Raw genomic sequence first — 4,058 nt, 5'->3', positions numbered from 1 at the left:
AATAGGTAATTAAGAGATTCATAAAACCACCTCCTATGTTAATTATAGACTTAAGAGATAGTTTTTTCGAATAATTATCGGTTTCTGAAAACTTACAAACTCTGCTTTTCTTCATGCGTTTGTCGTGCTCTTTCATCCTATTCATGGAAAGGTTTTCAAGAATGTGTTAAAATAAGATTGTGTCTATTTTATTAAAAAAAGACAGGAAGTACAAGGAAAGGGGCAGAAATGGAGCCAAATTGGGAAGATTTACTAGATCCATACATCCAGGCCGTGGGTGAATTAAAAATTAAGCTACGGGGCATTCGGAAGCAGTACCGCAAGCAAAATCTTCATTCTCCCATTGAATTTGTGACCGGTCGGGTCAAACCGATCGAGAGTATTCAAGAAAAGATGGTGATTCGCGCGATCTCGATGGAGCGGCTGGAACAGGACATGCAAGATATCGCCGGCCTGCGGATTATGGTTCAATTTGTAGATGATGTATATGAAATTTTAGAGGTCCTAAGACGCCGTAAGGATATGCGGATTGTTCAAGAAAGGGATTATATCAATCACCGCAAGTCGAGTGGCTATCGTTCCTATCATGTAGTGATTGAATATCCGGTTGATACCATTCATGGTTCACGGACTATTTTGGCGGAAATCCAAATCCGGACCTTGGCCATGAATTTCTGGGCAACCATTGAACATTCCCTCAATTATAAATACAAGGGGAATTTCCCGGAGGAGATTAAAAATCGTTTGGAGAGGGCAGCTCGAATGGCTTACCAATTAGATGAGGAGATGGGGCAAATTCGAGATGACATTCAAGATGCGCAAGCCTTGTTTGATCCCGTGCACCGTAAATTATATGACGGAGTAGGTAATAGTGATGACACCGATGAAGAATACCGTTAAACGGATTGCCTTGATAGCCAATCAACGGCCGCGCAGTCAGGAAGTCTTCCAGGAACTAAGCCGCCTGCTTCGTCCTTACAAGCAGTTTGAATTAAGCAGGAAAAATCCGGATATTGTCATTTCCATCGGTGGTGATGGGATGTTGTTATCAGCTTTTCACCGCTACAAGGATCAGCTAGACAAGGTGCGGTTTATCGGGGTCCATACGGGTCATTTAGGATTTTATACGGACTATCGGGATTTTGAACTAGACCTTTTGGTTCAGAATTTGCTCCTGGATCAAGGGGCACAGATCTCTTATCCCTTGCTCCAAATAAAAATTCACTATCAATCTGGAGATGTCAAGGAATATTTGGCCTTAAATGAGGCTACGGTTCGCCGGACGGATCGAACCATGGTGGCGGATCTGCATTTGAATCAAGTGCCCTTCGAGCGTTTCAGGGGGGATGGAATCTGCATTTCTACACCGACTGGGAGCACGGCCTACAACAAGTCGTTGGGAGGCAGTGTCCTCCATCCGACGATTGAGGCCCTGCAGGTGACAGAGGTGGCCAGTCTCAATAATCGGGTCTACCGGACTCTGGGCTCGTCTGTCATCGTGCCTCGGAAGGATAAGATTGAAATCCTGCCCTTGTCAGACAGTACCCATACGCTCTTGGTGGACAATCATGTCTATCAGGTAGAGCAGGTGAGCCGTTTCGAGTGCCAGATTTACCATCGCAAGATTCCCTTTATGGCTTCTTCCAAGCACACCAGTTTTTGGGAGCGCGTGCGGGATTCCTTCATCGGCGAGGTGGAGGACGAATGAGATTCCAATTTATTGTCGATGAGCATGTCAAGGTGAAGACCTTTGTCAAGCGTCATGATATTTCAAGGGGACTTTTGGCAAAAATCAAGTATAAGGGTGGGCAAATTTTAGTGAATGGGCAACCACAATTTGCGACCTATCTGCTGGATATTGGCGATGAGCTAATCATTGATATCCCGGCTGAACCTCCCTTTGAAAAGTTAGAGGCCATCTCCCGGGACCTGGATATTGTCTACGAAGACGACCATTTCCTAGTCCTCAATAAGCCTGCAGGTGTGGCTAGTATCCCCAGCGTCAACCATTCCAATACCATGGCTAATTTTGTCAAGGGCTATTACCAGGAACAAGGCTATGAAAATCAGCAAGTTCATATTGTGACGCGACTCGATCGCGATACCTCAGGCCTCATGCTTTTTGCCAAGCACGGTTATGCGCATGCCCGCTTGGACAAACAACTCCAGTCGCGCTCGATCGAGAAAAAATACCTGGCCCTGATTAAGGGCGACCAGCCTCTACCCCAGCAAGGAGAAATCATCGCACCCATTGCTCGGAATCCAGAGAGCATTATCACCAGACGTGTCGCTCCGGATGGGAAGTATGCCCGCACCTCTTATCAGGTGTTGATTGACCAAGCTCCAACCTATTTGGTGGATATCCAACTCCACACAGGTCGCACCCATCAAATCCGGGTCCATTTTTCCCATCTAGGCTATCCGCTCTTGGGAGATGATCTGTATGGCGGTAGTTTGGACGATGGCATCGAACGCCAAGCCCTCCATTGCCATTCCTTACGTTTCTACAATCCCTTTTCAGAGGAAGAGCTGTTTTTACAAGCCCCTCTTCCAGCTGATTTTCAACAGGTCCTCGGAGACCTGTCTCGACCTTAAGGAGGTTATTATGAAAATTTTCGACAGCATTCGCCAATCCCTTCAAGGAAAAACCGTTAAAATTGTTTTACCGGAAGGAGAAGAACCTCGTATTTTGCAGGCAACCAAACGGATTGTAACGGATACAGACATCATTCCAGTTCTTTTGGGAAGTCCAGAAAGAATTCGTCTCTATCTAGAAATTGAAGGCATTACAGAAGGATTTGAGGTCATTAATCCCAAAGAATATGCTCAAATGGATGCGATGGTTGAAAGCCTGGTTGAGCGTCGCAAGGGTAAAATCAACGAAGAGGAAGCCCGCACCCTCCTCCTAGAGGATGTCAACTATTTTGGTGTCATGTTGGTTCACACAGGCTATGCCCACGGAATGGTCTCAGGAGCCATTCATTCAACCGCAGACACTGTCCGCCCAGCCCTACAGATCATCAAAACCAAACCAGGAATTAAGCGGACCTCTGGTTCCTTCCTCATGGTCCGTGGCGAAGAACGCTACCTTTTTGCAGACTGTGCCATTAACATTGAACCCGAAGCTGATATCCTAGCCGAAATTGCCATTAACTCTGCCGCAACAGCTAAGGCCTTTGGCATTGATCCAAAAATCGCAATGTTGAGTTACTCCACCAAGGGCAGTGGCTCCGGCCCCAAAGTGGATACAGTGGTCTCTGCAACCAAGCTAGCGCAAGAATTGGCGCCTGACTTAGTGATTGATGGCGAATTGCAATTTGATGCAGCCTACGATCCGGAAACAGCCAAGCTTAAAGCTCCGAACAGTCCTGTGGCAGGCCAGGCAACCGTCTTTGTCTTTCCAAGTATCGAATCGGGAAATATCTGTTATAAGATGGTGGAACGCCTCGGTGGCTTCAGCGCCGTCGGTCCAATCTTACAAGGCCTCAACCATCCCGTTAACGATCTCTCCCGTGGCGCAAGTATCAAGGATGTCTACAAACTAACCTTGATTACAGCCAGTCAAGCGCTTTATGATTAAGCCTTAGAAATAAACTTATCAAGTTAGGCAAGTCGAATCGTAAGCGTCCAATAACGAGGTATCTATCTTGAATCCCTATTATCCGATATACTAATAAAAAGATAAAAAATCGGAGGAAACAGATGCCAATCAATTTACTAGACCTAGGCCTTGTTCATCTAGTCTGTGGGAAAACAGATATGAGACAAGGAATTGACTCACTTGCTTACCTGATTAAAACTCAATTCCAACTAGATCCATTTTCAGGCCAAGTCTTCCTCTTTTGTGGAAGCCAAAAAGATCGCTTTAAAGCTCTTTATTGGGATGGTCAAGGATTCTGGCTTCTCTATAAACGGTTTGAAAATGGTAAGTTAACTTGGCCTGATGGAGAAAAGAAAATTCTCACTTTGACATCTGAACAAGTAGACTGGCTCATGAAAGGTTTTTCAACTACTCCAAAAATAAATCCCACAAAAAGTCGTGATTTCTATTGAAATCA

General features: G+C 45.5%; 5 protein-coding genes. All 5 read left to right on the top strand.

The features are described from left to right. Nucleotides 1-228: 228 nt before the first annotated feature. A complete protein-coding gene (locus HZY94_RS04470) occupies nt 229-900 on the top strand; it encodes a GTP pyrophosphokinase (protein ID WP_160333045.1) in 672 nt (223 codons plus the stop codon). Further along, on the top strand, nt 884-1,708 hold the full coding sequence (locus tag HZY94_RS04465) for an NAD kinase (RefSeq protein WP_179925173.1): 825 nt from the start codon (nt 884-886) through the stop codon (nt 1,706-1,708). Before HZY94_RS04470 ends, HZY94_RS04465 begins: the two co-directional genes overlap by 17 nt. Continuing rightward, nucleotides 1,705-2,595 (top strand): RluA family pseudouridine synthase, encoded by an 891-nt coding sequence (locus tag HZY94_RS04460; RefSeq protein ID WP_179925172.1) that lies wholly within the window; start codon nt 1,705-1,707, stop codon nt 2,593-2,595. Before HZY94_RS04465 ends, HZY94_RS04460 begins: the two co-directional genes overlap by 4 nt. A gap of 10 nt (nt 2,596-2,605) precedes the next feature. Then, nucleotides 2,606-3,580, top strand: a complete 975-nt coding sequence (gene pta / locus HZY94_RS04455) for a phosphate acetyltransferase (RefSeq protein WP_179925171.1) — start codon at nt 2,606-2,608, stop codon at nt 3,578-3,580. A 122-nt stretch (nt 3,581-3,702) separates the two neighbouring features. Then, entirely contained in the window at nt 3,703-4,053 is a 351-nt protein-coding gene (gene tnpB / locus HZY94_RS04450; protein WP_179924505.1) for an IS66 family insertion sequence element accessory protein TnpB, read from the top strand. Nucleotides 4,054-4,058: the final 5 nt, after the last annotated feature.

The organism is Streptococcus danieliae, assembly GCF_013415245.1.
In the GTDB taxonomy this organism is placed as follows: Bacteria; Bacillota; Bacilli; order Lactobacillales; family Streptococcaceae; genus Streptococcus; species Streptococcus danieliae_A.
Note: the sequence above shows the minus strand (reverse complement) of the source record. Positions and strands in the feature narration are given on the sequence as shown.